Annotated in this window: 15 protein-coding genes and 3 riboswitches; of the genes, 12 read left to right on the top strand and 3 right to left on the bottom strand. The window is 48.9% G+C overall.

The window, feature by feature from the left end:
* Positions 1-207: 207 nt before the first annotated feature.
* Positions 208-708, bottom strand: coding sequence for a hypothetical protein (locus GCWU000321_RS04820; RefSeq protein ID WP_007069973.1), 501 nt, complete (start codon positions 706-708; stop codon positions 208-210).
* Between the two features lie 211 nt (positions 709-919).
* A riboswitch (cobalamin riboswitch) is annotated at positions 920-1,087 on the top strand.
* A 246-nt stretch (positions 1,088-1,333) separates the two neighbouring features.
* Between GCWU000321_RS04820 and GCWU000321_RS04815 the strand changes: the two genes are divergently transcribed.
* The 7 genes from GCWU000321_RS04815 to GCWU000321_RS04785 all read left to right on the top strand — a co-directional run bounded on the left by GCWU000321_RS04815 (position 1,334) and on the right by GCWU000321_RS04785 (position 12,871).
* On the top strand, positions 1,334-3,610 hold the full coding sequence (locus GCWU000321_RS04815) for a methylmalonyl-CoA mutase family protein (protein WP_007069971.1): 2,277 nt from the start codon (positions 1,334-1,336) through the stop codon (positions 3,608-3,610).
* A 1-nt stretch (position 3,611) separates the two neighbouring features.
* Complete coding sequence (gene scpA / locus GCWU000321_RS04810; RefSeq protein ID WP_007069970.1) at positions 3,612-5,807, top strand: methylmalonyl-CoA mutase; 2,196 nt, start codon at positions 3,612-3,614, stop codon at positions 5,805-5,807.
* A gap of 10 nt (positions 5,808-5,817) precedes the next feature.
* Entirely contained in the window at positions 5,818-6,996 is a 1,179-nt protein-coding gene (gene meaB, locus GCWU000321_RS04805) for a methylmalonyl Co-A mutase-associated GTPase MeaB (protein ID WP_007069969.1), read from the top strand.
* 118 nt (positions 6,997-7,114) lie between these two features.
* The gene (locus GCWU000321_RS04800; RefSeq protein WP_022027641.1) at positions 7,115-7,687 is read left to right on the top strand and encodes a peptide-methionine (S)-S-oxide reductase; all 573 of its coding nucleotides are present in this window, start codon (positions 7,115-7,117) and stop codon (positions 7,685-7,687) included.
* Between the two features lie 88 nt (positions 7,688-7,775).
* A riboswitch (cobalamin riboswitch) is annotated at positions 7,776-7,950 on the top strand.
* Positions 7,951-8,044: 94 nt separating this feature from the next.
* Positions 8,045-8,219, top strand: a riboswitch (cobalamin riboswitch).
* A gap of 683 nt (positions 8,220-8,902) precedes the next feature.
* Positions 8,903-10,441 (top strand): AbgT family transporter, encoded by a 1,539-nt coding sequence (locus GCWU000321_RS04795; RefSeq protein WP_007069966.1) that lies wholly within the window; start codon positions 8,903-8,905, stop codon positions 10,439-10,441.
* A gap of 61 nt (positions 10,442-10,502) precedes the next feature.
* A complete protein-coding gene (locus GCWU000321_RS04790; RefSeq protein WP_007069965.1) occupies positions 10,503-11,681 on the top strand; it encodes a M20 metallopeptidase family protein in 1,179 nt (392 codons plus the stop codon).
* Positions 11,678-12,871 (top strand): M20 metallopeptidase family protein, encoded by a 1,194-nt coding sequence (locus tag GCWU000321_RS04785; protein ID WP_007069964.1) that lies wholly within the window; start codon positions 11,678-11,680, stop codon positions 12,869-12,871. The genes GCWU000321_RS04790 and GCWU000321_RS04785 overlap by 4 nt, the downstream gene beginning before the upstream one ends.
* A gap of 189 nt (positions 12,872-13,060) precedes the next feature.
* Here GCWU000321_RS04785 and GCWU000321_RS09695 read toward each other — a convergent pair whose 3' ends face one another.
* Together GCWU000321_RS09695 and GCWU000321_RS09150 are read right to left on the bottom strand one after the other, a co-directional pair.
* The gene (locus GCWU000321_RS09695) at positions 13,061-13,600 is read right to left on the bottom strand and encodes a hypothetical protein (RefSeq protein ID WP_007069963.1); all 540 of its coding nucleotides are present in this window, start codon (positions 13,598-13,600) and stop codon (positions 13,061-13,063) included.
* A gap of 90 nt (positions 13,601-13,690) precedes the next feature.
* The gene (locus GCWU000321_RS09150; RefSeq protein ID WP_007069962.1) at positions 13,691-14,161 is read right to left on the bottom strand and encodes a LysR family transcriptional regulator; all 471 of its coding nucleotides are present in this window, start codon (positions 14,159-14,161) and stop codon (positions 13,691-13,693) included.
* A 221-nt stretch (positions 14,162-14,382) separates the two neighbouring features.
* Here GCWU000321_RS09150 and GCWU000321_RS04770 point away from each other — a divergent pair, with 221 nt between their 5' ends.
* The 5 genes from GCWU000321_RS04770 to GCWU000321_RS04750 all read left to right on the top strand — a co-directional run bounded on the left by GCWU000321_RS04770 (position 14,383) and on the right by GCWU000321_RS04750 (position 19,257).
* Positions 14,383-15,144 (top strand): HAD-IIB family hydrolase, encoded by a 762-nt coding sequence (locus tag GCWU000321_RS04770; protein WP_007069961.1) that lies wholly within the window; start codon positions 14,383-14,385, stop codon positions 15,142-15,144.
* Positions 15,145-15,472: 328 nt separating this feature from the next.
* Complete coding sequence (locus GCWU000321_RS09145) at positions 15,473-16,567, top strand: YadA C-terminal domain-containing protein (RefSeq protein ID WP_007069960.1); 1,095 nt, start codon at positions 15,473-15,475, stop codon at positions 16,565-16,567.
* 184 nt (positions 16,568-16,751) lie between these two features.
* The gene (locus tag GCWU000321_RS04760; protein ID WP_007069959.1) at positions 16,752-17,615 is read left to right on the top strand and encodes an energy-coupling factor transporter ATPase; all 864 of its coding nucleotides are present in this window, start codon (positions 16,752-16,754) and stop codon (positions 17,613-17,615) included.
* The gene (locus GCWU000321_RS04755; RefSeq protein WP_007069958.1) at positions 17,591-18,451 is read left to right on the top strand and encodes an energy-coupling factor transporter ATPase; all 861 of its coding nucleotides are present in this window, start codon (positions 17,591-17,593) and stop codon (positions 18,449-18,451) included. The genes GCWU000321_RS04760 and GCWU000321_RS04755 overlap by 25 nt, the downstream gene beginning before the upstream one ends.
* Positions 18,451-19,257: an energy-coupling factor transporter transmembrane component T family protein gene (locus GCWU000321_RS04750; RefSeq protein WP_007069957.1), complete on the top strand. Its 807-nt coding sequence runs from the start codon at positions 18,451-18,453 to the stop codon at positions 19,255-19,257. The genes GCWU000321_RS04755 and GCWU000321_RS04750 overlap by 1 nt, the downstream gene beginning before the upstream one ends.
* Positions 19,258-19,277 lie beyond the last annotated feature (20 nt).

Genomic DNA, 19,277 nt, shown 5'->3' with positions numbered 1-19,277 from the left:
GGACCGAAACGCGGAGCTGGGGGATCAAATCGTTTTTGCATGTCTGTACAGATACAGGATAGCAGTGCTTAAAGTATGCTGATGAGTAGATGAAAGTATTTCTGAAATATTTTTTGCAATGCCCGGCATTTTCTTTTGGGAGTCCATATGCTGTTTGTCCGCAATAAAAACAGGAGGATGTTTCTCCTGTTTATAAGGGACTGAGGATCAATAAGGCATTTCCTCGGTGGGATTCTGTTCTTCTTTTGCCATGGAGACGAGGACGCGGAGCATGGTAAGGCTTACATCGCTTACATCCGTATTCTTGTCGAAAGCGGCGAGGATGCCGTAACGGAAGAGGAGTTCCTTATCATCTTTGCTGACCTGATGGGCGGCTATGAGGATGTCGTCCCGGCCGATCATGGCAAGTGTCTGAGAGAGCGCGATTAATTTTTGCTTCATCGTAGGACTTTTGGATGTGTAGAAGATGAAATGGACGTCATTGTCGGCAGCATTCTGCGCGGAGCTTTCCGGGGAGAGGAGGGGGCTTACATCTACGTCCCAGCCGTGGTCGGCAAATGTCGTGGCGGCAAGTTTTCTTGCCTCTTTATCGTCATCATCTTCAAGCTCCGGCATGAAAAGCCTCGGACGGCGGCCATCCAGTTCTTCGAAGAGGCTGCTCAGTTTCAATGCTTCTTCAGTTCGTCTTTCTTTTTCAGTGTTTGTCATATTTCCGACCTCCTGTTTCCTCCTATAAGATAGGTAAGATATTTTTAATAGTTTGCAACATTAACATCATTATATAGTAGTAATGAATGAAAAATCAATAAATCAGGGGTAAAGATGTGGATAAATATAAAAATTAATTATATTAAATATGAATGTGGTTGATTGACACTTAGAATGTAATGAATTATACTAAAAATGTAGTTATTTAGACAATTTCACATATCTGACAGGTGCGAAAGCGTAAAAGAGAATCCGGTAGAATCCGGAGCGGTCCCGCCACTGTAAAGGGAGTTTATATCAAGTATGTCACTGGGTAACTGGGAAGGCGATATAAACGAGGAACTTGAGCCAGGAGAACTATCTGTCTAAGAATCACCGTTATACCTGCGAGAGATGGGGAGGGGATTGGGAAATTATTTCCTTGTCCGGCTATCAGTTTCGCGTGATAGTCGTTTTTTTGTGAGTAGATTGTAAGGAGGTGCACATATCGGGGATTTTGAAAGTCCGGCTTGAAAGACGTTATGCCAGGCATTTGAAAGGATGTTCCGTCAGGGACTCTGCCGTCTTGTCTGCAAGCTGTATTTTCCGCGGAATTGTCTAAAATTATTATAAGGAGGATGTTTTCATGGCAGAACAGAATACCCAGGAATCGGTCAAGCAGCTTACTGACAAAGAGTTGGAAGCGATCTTGAGAAAATCAAATGAAAAAGCCGATTTCCCAGAAGTAAAATTTGACGAATTTGAAAAGCCGACCTATGAGGAGTGGGTGGAGGCTTGCAATGCTCTGTTGAAAGGAAAGCCTTTCGATAAGATCATGTTTACCAAGACTTATGAAGGGATTACCTTTGATCCGATTTATACATGGAGAACTGGACCGTCAGCAACTGATAAGATTCTTCCGACAGATGATTATCCGGGCATGGGAGATTTTCTCCGCGGCGCAACGGTAAACGGCTATAAATGCGCTCCCTGGGGTATTGCCCAGGCATGCGATGAAACGCTGCCGAAAGAAAATAATGAACTTCTGAAGCATGAAATCGACAGAGGTTCCACTGTTTATAATGTACGTATTGATACCGCCACTGCCGACGGCATTGATGTCATGGATGCCGAAAAGCCGGGCGATATAGGCGTAAGCATTACCGCGCTGGAAGATATGCATACCCTGCTTGACGGTCTTGATATGGAAAAGATCCCGTTTATGATGTATGCTGGTACTTCCTCTCTCCGTATGCTGGCATTGGTAGCCGCGACATTGAAGGCTAAGGGAAAAGATGTCAGCAAAGTGAAAGGTGTTATCGGAGCAAACCCGATTGCCCAGCTGATCAAGAGAGGAAAGCTGAACCAGCCGCTGGAAGAATTGTATGATGAAATGGTGGAATCTATCCGCTGGACGAGAAAGAATGCGCCGCAGCTCCGCACCATTTTCGTCAGGAGCGATATTTTCTCCAATGGCGGTGCGAATGCCGTACAGGAAGTGGCTTATACTTTTGCTATCGCTGTCGAATATATCCGTGAAATGCAGAAGCGCGGCATCGATATCCATGATATTGCCCAGTCCCTGCAGTTCGCATTTAATACAGGCGCCACTTTCTACATTGAAATTGCCAAGCTCCGTGCTGCCCGCCAGGTATGGTCTAATATCATGAAAGCCTTCGGCGCCGAAGAAAAAGACCGTTCCTGCAAAATCCATGCCCGTCCGGCGATGTTTACCAAGACGATTTTCGATATCGGTGTAAATATGCTTCGTGAAACGACCCAGATTTTCTCTGCAGTTGTCGGCGGTGTTGATTCTTATGAAAATGATCCTTATGACGCAACGGTACGCAAGGGTGATGAATTCTCCCGCCGTATCGCAAGAAACGTACACATTATGCTGCAGGAAGAATTCGGCATGCTTCGTCCGATCGATCCGGCCGGCGGTTCCTGGGGGATTGAAGCACTGACCAAGGAAATGGCTGAAAAAATCTGGGGAGAATTCCAGAAAATCGAATCTCTTGGCGGTATCCTGAAAGCTCTTAAAGAAGAATATCCGCAGCAGCAGATTCTTGAAATCCTGAAACAGCGTTTCAAAGCGCTTGACCTCCGCAAGGACAGCGCTGTCGGGACAAATATGTATCCGAATATGACGGAAGAACTTCTTGATCCGCGTCCGGAAGATGTACCGGCGCTGAAAAAAGAACTGTCTGAAGGCGTTGAGAAATATCGTGCCGATATGGACAAAGATTTCCTGAAGGAAAAGCTGGAAGAACTGAAAGCAGCCGATACCGACATCGTTGAGAAGGCAATTGCCGCATTCTCCGCCGGCGCTACAATTTCTGAAGTACGCACAGCAAGAGCTGCCAAAGCGGATTCCATCGAAGTGAGAAAGATTTATGCGCACCGCTGGACCGAACGTTTTGAAAAACTCCGCTTTGACACACAGGCGTTTAAAAAGGAAACCGGCAAGAATGTGGAAATATTCCTGGCCAATATGGGACCGATTCCGCAGCATAAGGCGAGAGCTGATTTCTCCACCAGTTTCCTGCAGGTAGGCGAATTCAGCGTTCATCTGAATAACGGCTTCCAGGATGATGAAGATAAACCGGGTTCACGCTGGGATAAGTGTGTGGAAGCGCTGAAGGCAGGCTGCGATGATAAAGGAACTCCTTATGACTGTGCCGTTATCTGCTCTACTGACGCTACTTATCCGGAAGATGTGCCGGCGCTGGCGCCGCGTTTAAAGGAAGTTTTGGGGAAAGGTACGCTTTTCCTTGCGGGCGCTGCTCCGAAAGATATGGAAGCGGTATATCGTGAAGCCGGCATAGATGAATTTATCAGCGTGAAAGCAAACTGCTACGATATCCTCCGTATGCTCCAGCAGAAAAAAGGCATGAAGATTACGGAAGAGGAGGTAAAATAAGATGGCAATGAACCCCGATTTTACAAAATTAAACCTTGAAGAACATCCCCATTGTTCTTATGATGAATGGAAAGCGGAACTGGAAAAAACAACGGGCAAAAATTATGATGCTCTCTATGAAAATACAATGGAACGTATTCCTGTAGGTCCGCTCTACGGCAAAGATGTGTATGACCAGTGCAACCACTTGGACTTCATGAGCGGTATCCCTCCGTTCCTCCGCGGACCTTACTCCACGATGTATGTATTCCGCCCGTGGACGGTCCGCCAGTACGCAGGGTTCTCCACTGCTGAAGAATCTAATGCGTTCTACCGCAGAAACCTGGCGGCAGGCCAGAAAGGGCTGTCTATCGCATTTGACCTTCCGACCCACCGCGGCTATGATGCGGATAACCCCCGTGTTATCGGCGACGTCGGCAAAGCAGGCGTATCCGTCTGCTCTATGCTTGATATGAATATCCTTTTCGCAGGCATTCCGCTGGATCAGATGTCCGTATCCATGACGATGAACGGCGCCGTTCTTCCGATTCTGGCATTCTTCATCAGTGCCGGCATTGAACAGGGCGTAGACAAGAAGATTCTGGCAGGCACGATCCAGAATGATATCCTGAAAGAATTCATGGTTCGTAATACTTACATTTATCCGCCTGCCATGTCCATGCGTATCATCGGTGATATTTTCGAATATACCACCAACTATATGCCGAAGTTCAACAGTATCTCCATTTCCGGTTACCATATCCAGGAATGCGGCGCTACCTGTGACCTTGAAATCGGTTATACGCTGGCAGACGGCATGGAATACATCCGCTGCGGCGAAAAAGCGGGACTTGCGGTCGATGCCTTCGCTAAACGTCTGTCCTTCTTCTGGGACCAGGGCAAGAACTATTTCATGGAAGTCGCAAAGATGAGAGCGGCCCGCGTTCTCTGGGCAAAGATTCTGAAACAGTTTGGCGCGAAGAATCCGAAATCCATGGCACTTCGTACCCATTCCCAGACATCCGGCTGGTCGCTGACGGAACAGGATCCTTTCAATAATATCGCCCGTACTTGTATGGAAGCCATGTCTGCGGCTCTGGGTCATACCCAGTCTCTCCATACCAACGCGCTTGACGAAGCTATCGCGCTGCCGACCGACTTCTCCGCACGTCTGGCACGTAATACACAGCTTTATATCCAGGATGAAACGAAAGCCTGCAAGATTATTGATCCGTGGGGCGGTTCCTACTATGTAGAATACCTGACAAATGAAATCATTCGCCGTGCCTGGGCGCATATCCAGGAAGTCGAAGCTTTGGGCGGCATGGCAAAAGCGATTTCCACCGGTCTGCCGAAGATGCGTATCGAAGAATGCGCTGCCCGCCGTCAGGCGGATATCGACAGCGGTAAGGAAACCATTGTCGGTCTGAACAAGTACCGTCTGGCGAAGGAAGATCCGCTGAACGTACTGTCCATCGATAATACTGCTGTCCGTAATGCGCAGATTAAACGTCTGGAAAAACTGAGAAGCATCCGTGATCCTGAGGCCGTTGCCCGCGATCTGGAAGCGATCACCAAAGCGGCAGAAAGCCGTGAAAACGGCAACCTGCTTGAACTTGCGGTACAGGCGGCTCATGACCGCGCATCCCTCGGTGAAATTTCCGATGCGGTTGAAAAAGTATCCGGTCGTTTCAACGCCACCATCCATACTATTTCCGGTGTATATTCCAGCGAATTTGACGGTTCCGCGAAACTGGAAGAAGCAAAGAAACTGGCCGACAGATTTGAAGCATTGGAAGGCCGCCGTCCCCGTATTTTCCTGGCTAAGATGGGGCAGGACGGACACGACAGAGGCCAGAAGGTTCTCGCGACATCCTTTGCCGATATGGGCTGGGACGTCGACGTAGGACCGCTGTTCCAGACGCCGGAAGAAGCGGCACAGGATGCTGTGGATAACGACGTCCATATGGTTGGCTTTTCCTCTCTTGCGGCAGGTCACAAGACCCTCTTGCCGGCTCTCGTAGAAGAACTGAAGAAACGCGGCCGTGAAGATATCCTTGTCTGCATCGGCGGTGTTATTCCTGCACAGGATTATCAATACCTCTACGATCATGGCGCACAGGCGATCTTCGGACCGGGCACAAACATTCCGGAATGCTGCATTAAGCTGCTCCACATGCTCGTAGACCGCGCTGAGGCGGAAGCCAAGGAAGGTTAAGGTAAGTATTATGTCCAAGAACGATGATGACTTGAGACCCAGCTGGGTGCCTGAAGAACCGAACCCGGAATTTGCATGTTCCGTCGTGCGGGGGATTGACAGTGCCGTAAACAGTGTGACCGGTGCCAAAGAATATCCGGATGCCGTGCATTTGAGAAAAGTGCCGCTTCGTAAGAAAATGTCTATCGAAGAATACGTCGAAGGGGTGGCGAAGGGGGATCGCATGATCCTCTCCAAAGCCATCACCCTTATCGAAAGTAATGCTCCCAAGGATTTTGACAAGGCACAGCGCGTGCTCCAGGCTCTTCTGCCCCGCACGGGCCATGCGCTCCGTGTCGGGATCACCGGTGTGCCCGGGGCAGGCAAGAGTAGTTTCATCGAATCTTTTGGTACAATGCTTTGCCAGCAAGGCTACAAAGTGGCGGCGCTGGCAGTCGACCCGACAAGCACCATTACCGGCGGATCCATCTTAGGAGACAAGACACGTATGCAGAATCTCTCCAGAGAGCCGAACTGTTTCATACGTCCTTCTCCTTCTAAGGGGACACTGGGCGGTGTGACCCGCAAGAGCCGTGAGACCATGCTGCTTTGTGAAGCGGCAGGCTATGATGTCATCCTTGTGGAAACTGTCGGGGTCGGGCAGTCGGAAACGACAGTACGCGATATGGTCGACTTCTTTATGCTTGTCGTATTGACAGGCGCAGGGGACGATCTGCAGGGCATCAAAAAGGGGATTATGGAATTGGCGGACGCTATTGTGGTCAACAAAGCCGATGGAGACAACCTGGAACGGGCGAAAGTCACCCAGGGGGAATATGAACGGATGGTAGAATTTATCCGTCCCGCCACAGAAGGCTGGCAGACCCATGCTTATCGCTGCTCGGCTTTGAAGAAAACGGGACTGCTTGAACTTTGGGCAGTTATGCGCGAGTTTGAGAAAGTCACCAAAAAATCGGGTGTCTTTGAGAACCGGCGCCAGCGTCAGACTCTTTCCTGGGTGCACAGTATGATTGAAGAACATCTTCATAACCTGTTCTTTGAAGATCCGATCATCAAGAGCCGTATGCCGGAAGTCCGTGCGGCGGTATTGACCGGCGTCGTGTCACCCAGCCAGGCAGTTACGGAACTCATCCGTATCTTTGATATGGATAGGGCTTCTGCGCGCCACCTGGAAGAAACAAAATATTAAGAAATAATAAGTGTGGAGAAAAACCCCGGGGGAGGACCTCGGGGGGATTCTTCATTTTTACCATGAAATACGATATGAATTTGTCAGAAACGAAGACAGCAGAAAAGGAGGAATTGCCGTGAAAGACTTGTATCTTGCGGGCGGTCCCTACTATGGAGTGCAGGAAGTATTTTCCCGTATAAAAGGCGTTGTGGAGACAACCGCGGGATTTGCCAACAGCTCTGTACCGAATCCGCGGAAAGAAGACGTGGAAAATGGAAAAGTACAGGCGGTAGAATGCGTAAAAGTAACCTATAACCCGAAAAAAATAGATATAGGGACATTGCTCTCTGTGTTTTTTACCATAGTCAATCCCTACACCGACGGTATCCAGGGGAAATGCACCGGACCCCATTACAGGACAGGCATCTATTACGTATCAGGAGAAGATACGCCGCAGATTACCTACTATATGGCCTACTACCAGAACAGGGGCAACTCGAGGCCTGTGAGTGAATCCTGTCTTGTTTTCAATGAGTATGAAAATGAGAAAAATATACGGCCGCCGATCCGCACAGAAGCCAGACGCCTGGAAAACTTCTATGCCGCACCGGAAGAAGAACAATATTTTCTCAGGAAATATCCAGATACCTATTCTCCTATCGATATCAAACTTTTAGAAGAGGCGGGAACACTGGAAATCCTCACCTGAAACGATATGAATTGGCTTGCGCTGATCATGCGTTCGGAACAATCATTTTATCATTGACAGAAGCTTTATAGAGTGATATCATTAGGACAACCGAATAGGAAAAACAGGTGCCTGTGAAGGCTTAATAGGGAAGATCGGTGCGATGCCGACACGGTCCCGCCACTGTAATGCCGAGCAAGTCTGATGAAAGTCACTGAGGAATTGGGAAGACCGGACAAGCAATGAAGCAGAGTCAGGAGAACTGCCTGTTTAAAATCACCGTTTGACCCACGAGCGATGGGAAGGAGATCTTATATAGTCTCTTTGCGTTCGTGTAAAGAGGTTTTTTATTGGCGAAGTCTATTCGACAGAGGAGAAACTGCATAATAAGGAACAGGTGCCTGTAAAGGCTTAATAGGGAAGACCGGTGAGATACCGGCACGGTCCCGCCACTGTAATGCCGAGCGAATCCGATGAAAGTCACTGAGGAATTGGGAAGACCGGACAAGCGATGAAGCAAAGTCAGGAGAACTGCCTGTTTTTACTACTGTTTGACCTGCGAGTGATGGGGAGGTAGCGTGTATTGATTTTAACGCGCAAAGTATCCATCCTTACATCAGCAGGGGATGGATTTTTTGTGGGTTCTCTCAAGAACGATGGTAAAGGGAAATACGATCGTTCATCCTTTCAGGAACAGCCCGAGAGGCGTTTCTGTATATTCGTTGTAATGCCGGAAACGGCTTTACATATACTTGCAGGGATAACTTGCAAGGTTCACTTTCTCCGAACGATGGCGGCAGGGAAAAGTCATCGTTCCCCCTTTTTACGGTAACTCCGGAAACGGAGCAGACATATATTCGTGCTTGAACTATGGATGATTACTGCCGGCTTGGCCGGCCATGGTTCACCCTCCTTGGAACGATGGTGGTAACAGGGAAATACCATCATCGTTCTCCCCCCTCTTTGGTAATAGCATCGACATGATGTTATTATATAGTTCTCATTTGAGGCGCGATGGTGCCTCCCCCTTTTTGAAGCGGCACTGCTGCTTCTTTTTTTTGCGGCAGGGGAAAAAAGCGGTTTGATAAGGGATTTTATATATGGTATACTCTAATCAAGTTCATATGGGCTGTCTGTAATCGATGGGGATTCTGTACACGGGACAGTTGTCTTGCCTGTGCATGGAGGTCTTTTTTTATTGGGAGAAAGGCAGCAGTTTATAAAGGAGGATTCAAAATGGCGGAGCCTGTAGCGAAGAAGTCATTGATGGACAGATTCTTAAATACTGTCGAAGCCGCGGGAAATAAACTTCCTGATCCGGCTACATTATTTATCCTGCTGGCGGTTTTGGTGCTTGTCCTGTCAGCGGTATTCGGCGCGATGGGGGCGTCTGCCGTCCATCCGGGAACACACAAGGTCATTAAGGTCGTGAATTTACTGACTGTTGACGGGTTCCGGATGATCTGGTCCAAGGCGGTGTCCAACTTCTCCGGATTTGCTCCGCTGGGTATGGTACTCGTCTGCGTCATCGGCGCAGGTGTAGCTGAAAAGAGCGGTTTCCTTGCGGCTTTTATGCAGAAAGTACTAGGCAGCGCGGCACCTGCCATCGTTACTTTTACCATTATTCTTATCGGAATCAACGGTAACGTGGCGGGGGATGCGGCATTTGTCGTATTGCCTCCTGTGGCGGGCGTTATTTTCCTTGGTATGGGGCGCCATCCGCTCCTTGGCGTATTCTGCGGTTATGCCAGCGTGGCAGCTGGGTTCTGCGCCAACCTGATGATCGGTATGTCTGATTCCCTTGCTTACGGTTTTACCGAAGCGGCGGCGCAGATGATTGATCCGAACTATGCGGAGTCGCCAGCCATTAATTATTACTTCCTTGTTGCTTCCTGCATCGTTCTTTCCCTTGTAGGAACGTTCGTTACGGAGAAGTTCATGGCGCCCCGTTTCGCAGGTGCGGATTTGTCAAAATATGAACTTGATGCGGATACACTCAATCTCACACCAAAGAAAAGTGCGGCTGTGACAAAAGCTGTCATTGCCACCGTTATCGGCATTATCGTTCTGGTGCTCCTTTGCATCGGCGATAATCCGATTCTCGGCGATCCCCAGACAGGCTCTGTCATGGACGGGAAATCTCCCTTTATGACAGGCATCATTCTTACGGTAACACTGGTACTCTTCATCCCGGGCGCCGTTTACGGATTCGCTTCAGGGAAATATAAAAATGATAAGGACATGTTTACCGATATTTCCCAGGCCTTCAAAGATATTTCATCCTATATCCTTCTGTGCTTCTTCTGCGCGCAGTTTACCAGTTATTTTGCATGGTCCAATTTAGGGGCGGTTCTTGCCATCAAAGGGGCGGGGCTTCTGCAGGCGATGAATTTTACAGGTATCCCGCTGATTATCGGATTGGTTATCGTGTCCTGCATTGTGAATATTTTCATCGGCTCTGCTTCGGCCAAGTGGGCAATCCTTGCACCGGTCATGGTACCGATGATGATGATTCTCGGCTATGATCCTGCGGTGACCCAGGTGGCGTACCGTATCGGTGATTCCATTACGAACCCGCTGTCACCGCTGTTCTACTATTTTCCCCTTATTCTCGGCTTTGTCCGCCGTTATGAAAAAGATACGGGCATGGGAACGATTATCGCGAACATGCTGCCTTATTCCATTGCTTTCACTGCCGCGTGGATTGTTCTGCTGGCAGTATGGGTCATGCTTGACCTGCCGCTGGGGCCGGGCGGCGGCATCTATCTGCCGTAATTGATTTTCAGCGCAGGCGGGGTTTCTCTGCCTGCCTTTGTTTTAAAGAAAGGAAAATATTATGGATTTTGCCCGTGAAGCGGCGGAACTTCTGCCGTATATACAAAATCACCGCCGTCATATCCATCAGTATCCCGAACTTTCATTCCGGGAAAAAGAAACGACGGAATATATCCAAAAAGAATTGGAAAGTATGGGTATCGAAGTGATCCGTTTTTCTGATTACTACGGATTGATCGGTGTCCTGAAAGGCGGCCGGGCAGGGAAGACTGTCCTCCTCCGTGCGGATATCGATGCCCTTGGGATCCGGGAAGAAAATGAGCTTGATTTTTGTTCCGTCCATGCGGGTGTCATGCATGCCTGCGGTCATGACTGCCACAGCGCCATGCTCCTGGGGGCGGCGAAAATTCTGTCTGTCTATCGTGATGCACTGAAAGGAACCGTGAAATTTCTTTTCCAGTCAGCAGAAGAGTCGGGGCATGGCGCGAATTACTATGTGGATCACGGGTGTCTTGACGGCGTGGATGCGGCGATGGCGATACACATGATGAATGAAATACCGGAGGGAACGTTTAGTATCGAAGCGGGTCCCCGTATGGCATCATGCACGGATTTTACCCTTACCGTTCATGGTACGGCGACTCACGGTTCGATGCCTCATCTGGGACATGATGCGATTGTGGCGGCGAGCGCGGTCATTATGAATCTGCAGACCCTTGTAAGCCGGCAGCACTCTCCGCTCCGTCCGCTTGTCGTTTCCATCGGTTCCGTCCGTGCCGGTTCGCAGTTCAATATCGTGGCGGATGAAGTCGTCATGAAAGGGACGATACGTACCTTTGACAGGGATTTATTCGCGTCGATGCCGAAACGGCTGGAAGCCATGGCAAAAGGAACGGCAGAAGCCATGGGGTGCCATGTTTCTGTGGCTGTTGATACGAGTGAACCGGCAGCCATCAATGACTATGAATCCATCAGGCTGGCGGCTCATAATGCGGTGGAAACGCTCTACGGGGACTGCTTCGCATCGATGAAACAAAAGATGGGTTCGGAAGATTTTGCCGTCATTATGGAAAAAGTGCCTTCCGTTCTTTGTTTCCTCGGCTACCATAACGAAGAAAAAGGAACTGTTTATCCGCTCCATTCCAAAGATTTCCGTGTAAATGATGAAATATTGGATAAGGGCGCGGCACTGTTTGCAAAGTTTGCTTATGATTATCTGGAAAAGGAGGCGCGGCCATGATGGATATCAAAGCGCTTGCTTATGGAGAAAAAGAATATATTACGGCATTGCGCCGCCATTTCCATGCCCATCCCGAACTGGGCCGTCATGAGGTGGAAACAACGAAGCGTATCACAGAAGAATTGGAAAAGATGGGGATCGAGGTGATGACGTTCAGCGATATTACAGGCTGTATCGGCGTTATCCGCGGCGGGCATGACGGCGGTACGGTGGCTCTTCGTGCCGATATAGACGCGCTTCCCATACAGGAGGCAGATCTTACGAAAGAGTATGCATCGCAAAATGCGGGAGTCATGCATGCCTGCGGCCATGACTGCCATACCGCCATGCTCCTTGGGGCGGCGAAAATATTAAGCGCCCATCGGGAAGAAATCCATGGTACCGTGAAACTTCTTTTCCAGATGGCGGAAGAAATAGGGACGGAATCCCGCCATTACGTGGAAAACGGTTCTTTAAGCGATGTGGATGCCATATTCGGTATGCATATCTGGGCGACTCTTGACGCGGGCAAGGTCAATTTCGAAGATGGGGAACGGATGGCGTGCAGTGACCGTTTTACTGTGAAAATCAAAGGGAAAGCCGCTCACGGAAGCGAGCCGGATAAAGGCGCCGATGCCGTCGTGGCTGCCGCTGCGGTGGTCATGGGGCTGCAGACACTGGTAAGCCGGCGTACGGATCCGCAGAATACTTTCGTCCTGACCGTGGGGATGATGAATGGCGGAACACAAAGCAATATTATCGCGAAAGAAGTGGAACTCGTCGGTACGACCCGTACTTTCAACAAGAAATTCCGTAAAGGGCTCCCTGATATGATCAAGGCAGCGGCGGAAGGTATCGCCGAAGGCTACGGCTGCGAAGCGGAAAGCACATACTTCTTCGGCCCGGCTCCCTTAGTAAATGAACATATTTCTCTGAACCGTATCGCGCGGAGAGCAGCGGCAGCTGTCATGGGCGAAAAGGCACTGGTTCCCATGGAAAAGGAAATGGGGGCGGAAGATTTCGCCGTTTATATGGAAACCATTCCCGGCGTGTTCGGATTCCTCGGCGGGAGAAATATGGAAAAGGGAATTTGCTGCGTTCATCATCACCCGGCCTTTGACGTGGACGAAGATGTATTTCCGGACGGGGCGGCGATTTACGCAAAATTTGCCATCGACTGCCTGAAAGAAATGGAAAAACAAAAGAAATAATTCTGTAAAATATCCTACCGGAGAAAGGCAGAACTTTTTGTAAAAAAACGGGAGTGGCGCTCCTGTTTTTTTGTGGGAAATGTACAAAAATACCTGCCGGTCTTCTTCCGCAAGAGATCACCGGGATTTTCAGCATGAAAAAAGATATGACACAAATTTCATGTCATATCTTCTGCTTCCGGTAAAAGATTACTGCTTTCTGCCGCTGCACTTGCCTGTGCCTTCCATGACCTTCTTGAAAATCGCATGGAGCTCATCAACAGACTTGCCGTTTTCTTTGGCAATGGCCACATGACGCAAAGCGGATTCATAGCGCTTTTTGCCTTCTTCATCTTCGGGAATCGGGTAACGGCCGTGGCATTTTGAAACTGCTTCTTCTTTCCTACCGCTGCACTTGCCTGTGCCTTCCATGACTTTCTTGAAAATTGCATGGAGTTCGTCAACAGACTTGCCGTTTTCTTTGGCAATGGCCACATGGCGCAGAGCAGATTCATAGCGCTTTTTGCCTTCTTCATCTTCGGGAATCGGGTAATGGCCGTGGCATTTTGAAACCGCTTCTTCTTTCCTGCCGCTGCACTTGCCTGTGCCGTTCATGACCTTCTTGAAGATTTCATGGATTTCATCAAGGGATTTTCCCTGTTCTTTTGCGAGTGCCGCATGGCGTTTTGCCGATTCGTAACGTTTTCTTCCCTCTTCATCCTGAGGAATTGGATATTGTGGATGTGTCATTATGTTTTCCTTCTTTCTTAAAAAATATATTTACAGATAGCAGTTTTATTTACGGAAATATATGGGCGCCGTTTGCATCCCGATGGATGACTATCTTTTGCTGCACCTGCCTGTGCCGTTCATGACCTTTTCGAAAATTTCATGAATTTCTTCTGCGGATTTCCCCTGGGCTTCCGCAATGTCCGCGTGGCGTCTCGCCGATTCGCGCCGGTTCCTTTCTTCCCTGTCAGTGGGGAGGGGGGCGGCAGGATGGACAGAGTCCGCCTTCTGCGCACCACATGTCGGCAGATGAGGGGTTTGTCCCGAGGCGATCTGCGCACGCTCGATGGATTTTCTTGTGTACCGGAGGATGGTTTTGGCATCTTTCAAAAAAGATTCTCCTGCCGGTGTGAGGCGGATACCGCGGTTCGTCCGCTCGAAGAGAGGGGCACCGATGCTTTTTTCCAGAGAATTCATCTGCTTCATCACGGCAGGGGCGGTAAGGGAAAGCTTTTCCGCCGCTTTGTTGAAACTGCCGTTTTTGGTAACGGAGATGAATGTGTGCAGTGTTTCATTAATCATTTTGCATATACTCCAAGTTAAAACTATGTATTAACTATCTGTTAAAACAATGTTACCACTATAATTTGATATTGTCAATATAAAATACAAAAAATATTTTAAAGATTAAATAAAAATATATTCATGGAATTGGAGAAGGGACTCCTGCAGGAGAAACGCAGGAGCGGCTTGCAGGAAATGCTTCTTTCCCGTACCATAAAATAAAGAGCAAGGGAGGCTGTATGAAACGATATTTCTTTTTTGATATAGACGGAACACTGACGACACCGCTTACTGCCGATTATCCGGACAGTGCAAGGGAAGCGGTCCGCCGGCTGCAGGAAAAGGGAAATTTTGTAGCTATTGCGTCGGGGCGCCTGCAGGCGGATGCCGTCGACGTGGCGGAAGAACTTGGTATCGATTCCGTGATTTCCGACGGGGGAAATGGCGTGACCTGCCGCGGAAAGATTCTTTACCATGAAGGACTGCCGCTGGAGGCCTGCTTCCGTTTACTTGGTGAAATCGACGGGAAAAAACATCCCTGGGCGGTGACGACGGAAAATAAAAAGCGGCGGAAAACAAAGTACGATGACTACCTTGAGCGTGTGACGGACCGGTACTATGAAACAGTGGTGGACAGCCGTTACGATTACCGCAGGGAGGAGCAGATTTACAAAATTTTTATCGCCTGCGCCAAAAGGGAAGTAAAAGAGATTCCTCTGCACACGCTGCCCCATGTGTGGCTTACGAAAGGAACAATGCTTGTAGAACCTGTCCACAAAGAGAGGGGCATTTTTGAAATTATGAAGAGGTATAATGTATCCGATGACCGGATCGTTGTTTTTGGCGACGGACTGAATGACTGTTCCATGTTCCGTCCCGAGTGGATGACGGTCGCTATGGGGAATGCGAAGCCGGTTTTGAAAAAGAAGGCGAAGTATATTACTGATGATGCCGATGATGATGGTATCTATAATGCGTGCAGACATTTCGGGTGGATATAAGGCAGCCTGAATGAAGAATATGATGCTGCCCAATATATAATTTCATAAGCAGACCGGAAATGAGAAGGATATATAGGATTATCGCGGGAAATGAGGGGTTATCTGACAGCAGGATAGCCTTTTATTTTGGGTATCAGATGGATTGGTATGAGTTTTGTGCAACAGTATACTAATTCTTAATGATGTTCCATAATGCTTAATTTTTATTTATGGACGTGTAAAATAAAAGTTAAATATTGACTAAAATCGGGGGGGTAATAAGATTGATACGTATTAGATTACATATGGGTGTAATCGGTTTTTGTTATTTTTTAGAGGGAGAGAAAAAATGATGAAAAGAAAATTGGTATGGACAGCAGTTTTAGCCGCTATGGTGGCAGCAGGCACAACGGGGGTGTATGCTGCGCCGACACTGGAAGATCATGAAACGCGTATCGTTGATTTAGAAAATTTAACGAACAAGATTGATGACCGCAGCGAAACAGATCATCTTGCTATCAAGGGGTTGAAGCAGAATAAAGCGGATAAGGCAGAAACGGAAGCGGCCATTAAGGAAAATAAAGACATGATAACTCAGGAACTGAAAGACCGTAAATCTGCAGATCGTATTTTGAATAAAGCAATTGCGGATGAAGCGTCTGCCCGTGAACAGGCAGTAGCAGAAGAGGCTGCGGCTCGAGAAGCGGCAGATAACGATATTAAAGAAAAACTGGAGACTGAAGCGAATTTCCGGAAGTTAAATGTAAAAGACCTGAATAAAAGAGTAGATACCGTTCAAGGGAATGTGGATAAAGAGAGACACGCACGTATGCAGATGGATATGAAGCTGCACGGGCTTATTAAGGATGAAGCGTCTGCCCGTGAGGAAGCAGATAAGAGGCTTCAGGCCAATATCGATACAGAAGCAACGACTCGCGAGGAAGCAGATAAGAGGCTTCAGGCCAATATCGATGCAGAAGCAACGACTCGCGGGGAAGCAGATAAGAGGCTGCAGACCAATATCGATACAGAAGCGTCTGCACGTAAGGCAGGCGATACATTCCTGCAGGGACAGATCGACAGTTTGCATACGGAGACGAATAAAGGACTGGCGAAAGTCACCGCGTTGACAGGCCTGCATCCGCTTGATTTTGATCCTGCCAATAAATGGAATGTTGCCGTAGCCACCGGCACATACAAGAGCGAAACATCTGTCGCTTTGGGTGCTTTCTATCGTCCGAACAGAGATGTGATGTTCAGTTTCGGGAGCAGCATTTCCAATGGGGATAATGCTTATACCTTCGGTGCTTCCGTCAAGCTGGGACGTGGTTCTTCGATGAAGGGAACCGCTTCTGTATCTGAATTGTATGACATGATCGGCCGTATGCAGGAACAGCTTGCTCTCCAGCAGAAGAAGATTGAAGAACTGGAAGCAAAGAAATAATATTTTTTACTAAAAGGGGTTGGGAGACCAACTCCTTTTTATATTGTATTGTTAACGAAAAGAGGAAGGGAATCATTGACAAAAGCCGCATAGTTCCTTAGAATATAAACTGATTTATTGCATTTGGCGAAAAGCAGTCCGCCTTGTTGTTATGAAACGCCGTTGTATGTAAAGTGAGGAAAGAATGGAAAGCGATTCCGGAGAAGTTCTTTTTGATATCTGCCATGTCTCCCATACTTTTGAAACGGAGGAAGGCAAAACTTTTGATGCGCTCAAAGATGTAACGGCACAGATCAAAAAAGGGGAATTTACCGCCATCATCGGGACGAACGGCAGCGGTAAGTCCACGCTGGCCCGCCATCTGAATGCGCTCCTCATACCGACGGAAGGAGAGCTTATTGTGGAAGGAATGCGCACTTCCGACGCCGGCCGTGTATGGGATATCCGCCAGAAGGTGGGCATGGTTTTCCAGAATCCCGACAACCAGCTTGTCGCTGCCGTGGTGGAGGAAGATGTGGCTTTCGGTCCTGAAAATCTGGGCGTGCCTCCTGAAGAAATAAGAGAACGTGTGGATCTTGCATTGGAAAAGGTGGGGATGACATCCTATCGTAAACAGGCGCCGTCCATGCTTTCCGGCGGGCAGAAGCAGCGTGTGGCTATTGCCGGCGTTCTTGCCATGAAGCCCGACTGCATCGTTCTTGATGAACCGACTGCCATGCTTGATCCGAAAGGGCGTAAGGAGGTCATGGACACGATCCATGAGCTGAATAAAACAGAGGGGATCACCATCGTCCTCATTACCCATTTCATGGAGGAGGCGGTCACGGCGGATCATATCCTTGTTATTGACAAGGGTGTCCTCAAGATGGAAGGAACGCCGAGGGAAATATTTTCACAGGCGGATAAGGTGACGGAAATCGGTCTGGACGTGCCTGTCCCTGCGGATTTGGCAAGACGCCTCCGCAAGAAAGGGATGGCGGTTTCCGAGAAGTGTATGACCGATGAAGAATTGGGAGAGGCGTTATGTCCATTTGTGTCGAAAATGTAAGTTATATATATGGGAAGGGAACTCCTTTTGAACGGGCGGCGATTGAAGATATTGACCTGACCATAGATAAAGGAGAGTTCATCGGCATCATCGGCCATACGGGGAGCGGCAAGTCTACACTCATACAGCACCTGAACGGCCTCCTTCATCCGTCCGTGGGGAAAGTGACCGTAGACGGCGTAGATCTGGCGGAAAAGACAAAAGAAGCTATGGTGAAGCGCCATTCGGTGGGCATGGTTTTCCAATATCCCGAGCATCAGCTTTTTGAAGAAACGGTGGCGAAAGATATTGCTTTCGGTCCGCGGAACCAGGGCTGTGATGAAGAGGAAACGGAAAAACGAGTAAAGAGCGCCATGCGCTTTGCGGGGATTGATTATGAAACATTTGCCGAACGGTCGCCTTTCCGCCTTTCCGGCGGCCAGCAGCGCCGTGTGGCCATCGCCGGCGTGATTGCCATGCATCCTGATTTTCTGATTTTGGATGAACCTTCTGCCGGGCTGGATCCTGTGGGGCGGCGGGAAATATTCAGCCGTATTCAGGGATGGTATAAAAAGGGCGTGTTTTCCGTCATTCTTGTGTCCCACAATATGGATGACATTGCCCGTCTGGCGACCCGTCTTCTTGTCATGCATCAGGGGCGCCTTGTCCTTGACGGGGATCCTATGGATATTTTCCTCCATCACAGGGAGACGCTCAAGGAGTGCGGTGTGGATGCGCCGCCTTTGACACAGACGCTTCTCTATCTGAAAGAAAAAGGAATTCCTGTGCCGGAAACCGCACGGACAGTGGAAGAGGCGGCGGAAAAAATGTATGCTGTGCTGGGAGGAGGGAAATAATGCTTACCGATATTACGCTGGGTCAGTATTATCCCGGAGATTCATTCCTCCACCGTATGGACCCGCGGGCAAAAATTCTCTGTACCATGATTTTTATCTGTGCCATTTTCCTGGCGAACAATCCATGGTCTTACCTGCTTGTGACGGTATTTACGCTGGGATGCATCATGATTTCGGGCGTGCCGCCTGTCATGGTCTGGAAAGCGGTGAAGCCGCTCTGGGTCATTCTGGTATTTACGCTCCTGATCCATGTGCTGACTACGCCGGGGAAAGAAGTATTCAGTTATGGATTTATCCATATCAGTGAAGAAGGTCTTCGGAACGGTCTTTTTATGACGCTCCGTCTTGTATTCCTTATCGGCTTTTCTTCGCTTCTGACGTATACTACGAGTCCTATCGTCCTGACAGACGGGATTGAAGTGCTTTTAAATCCGTTCCGCCGTTTCGGCGTGCCTGCCCATGAACTGGCAATGATGATGACCATCGCGCTCCGATTCATTCCGACGCTGCTCGAAGAAACGGATCGGATCATGAAAGCCCAGTCTTCCCGCGGTGCTGATTTTACCAGCGGGAATTTGTGGCAGAAAGCCAAAGGGATGGTGCCCCTTCTTGTGCCTCTCTTTATTTCCGCGTTCCGCCGCGCCGATGATCTGGCGACCGCCATGGAAGCGCGGTGCTACCGCGGCGGGGAAGGGCGTACGAAAATGCATCAGCTGGCGTATACGTCCAGGGACAGGCTGGCGTTTATCACAGTCTTTCTTGTGACAGCCGTTTTGCTGGCCATGTATTTTTATTTCAGGACATAAAAAAAGACATCTTTTCCTTT

Origin of the sequence: Dialister invisus DSM 15470, from assembly GCF_000160055.1 — a bacterium.
GTDB lineage: Bacteria > Bacillota > Negativicutes > Veillonellales > Dialisteraceae > Dialister > Dialister invisus.
The sequence above is the reverse complement of the archived record's forward strand: the minus strand, read 5'-3'. Positions and strand labels throughout refer to the sequence as shown.

Bases quoted from the DNA above. Each gene is read 5' to 3' on its own strand.
- GCWU000321_RS04820 (WP_007069973.1), bottom strand. From the start codon at position 708: ATGACAAACACTGAAAAAGAAAGACGAACTGAAGAAGCATTGAAACTG.
- GCWU000321_RS04815 (WP_007069971.1), top strand. From the start codon at position 1,334: ATGGCAGAACAGAATACCCAGGAATCGGTCAAGCAGCTTACTGACAAA.
- scpA (WP_007069970.1), top strand. From the start codon at position 3,612: ATGGCAATGAACCCCGATTTTACAAAATTAAACCTTGAAGAACATCCC.
- meaB (WP_007069969.1), top strand. From the start codon at position 5,818: ATGTCCAAGAACGATGATGACTTGAGACCCAGCTGGGTGCCTGAAGAA.
- GCWU000321_RS04795 (WP_007069966.1), top strand. From the start codon at position 8,903: ATGGCGGAGCCTGTAGCGAAGAAGTCATTGATGGACAGATTCTTAAAT.
- GCWU000321_RS04790 (WP_007069965.1), top strand. From the start codon at position 10,503: ATGGATTTTGCCCGTGAAGCGGCGGAACTTCTGCCGTATATACAAAAT.
- GCWU000321_RS04785 (WP_007069964.1), top strand. From the start codon at position 11,678: ATGATGGATATCAAAGCGCTTGCTTATGGAGAAAAAGAATATATTACG.
- GCWU000321_RS09695 (WP_007069963.1), bottom strand. From the start codon at position 13,600: ATGACACATCCACAATATCCAATTCCTCAGGATGAAGAGGGAAGAAAA.
- GCWU000321_RS09150 (WP_007069962.1), bottom strand. From the start codon at position 14,161: ATGATTAATGAAACACTGCACACATTCATCTCCGTTACCAAAAACGGC.
- GCWU000321_RS04770 (WP_007069961.1), top strand. From the start codon at position 14,383: ATGAAACGATATTTCTTTTTTGATATAGACGGAACACTGACGACACCG.
- GCWU000321_RS09145 (WP_007069960.1), top strand. From the start codon at position 15,473: ATGATGAAAAGAAAATTGGTATGGACAGCAGTTTTAGCCGCTATGGTG.
- GCWU000321_RS04760 (WP_007069959.1), top strand. From the start codon at position 16,752: ATGGAAAGCGATTCCGGAGAAGTTCTTTTTGATATCTGCCATGTCTCC.
- GCWU000321_RS04755 (WP_007069958.1), top strand. From the start codon at position 17,591: ATGTCCATTTGTGTCGAAAATGTAAGTTATATATATGGGAAGGGAACT.
- GCWU000321_RS04750 (WP_007069957.1), top strand. From the start codon at position 18,451: ATGCTTACCGATATTACGCTGGGTCAGTATTATCCCGGAGATTCATTC.